Here is a 404-nt window from a genome sequence, read left to right as displayed (position 1 = left end):
AGGGCCATCTCGGGCACCCTCAGCGCCGCCGTGCCGCGCGTGCCGCCGGAGATCCCGCCGTAGCTCACCGTGCCCAGCGGCTTGCGCCACCACTCCTGCGAGAGGTGGTCCATCGCGTTCTTCAGGGCGGGGGAGTAGCTGAAGTTGTACTCCGGCTGCACGAACACCAGGGTGTCTGCGGCGTCCACGCGCTCGCTCCACGCGATCGTCGACGCCTGCGTGTACTGCCGCAGCCGCGGATGGTTCGGCTCCGTCATGAGCGGCAGCGCGATCTCCTTCAGATCCGCCCAGTCGATCTCGAACCCGCCGTGCCGCTCGACGGCGCCGCGCACCCACTGCGCGATCGGCAGGCCGATGCGGCCCTCTCGCACGCTCCCGACGACGATCATCAGCTTCGGCATGCG

At 70.0% G+C, this 404-nt stretch carries 1 protein-coding gene; it reads right to left on the bottom strand.

Translation table 11 applies throughout. The features are described from left to right. A partial coding sequence (locus KI686_RS17385; RefSeq protein ID WP_237590293.1) for an NAD(P)H-dependent oxidoreductase occupies positions 1–404 on the bottom strand: 404 nt, incomplete at both ends.

Source organism: Polaribacter sargassicola (assembly GCF_021991835.1).
Taxonomy (GTDB): Bacteria; Bacteroidota; Bacteroidia; order Flavobacteriales; family Flavobacteriaceae; genus Polaribacter; species Polaribacter sargassicola.
Note: the sequence above shows the minus strand (reverse complement) of the source record. Positions and strands in the feature narration are given on the sequence as shown.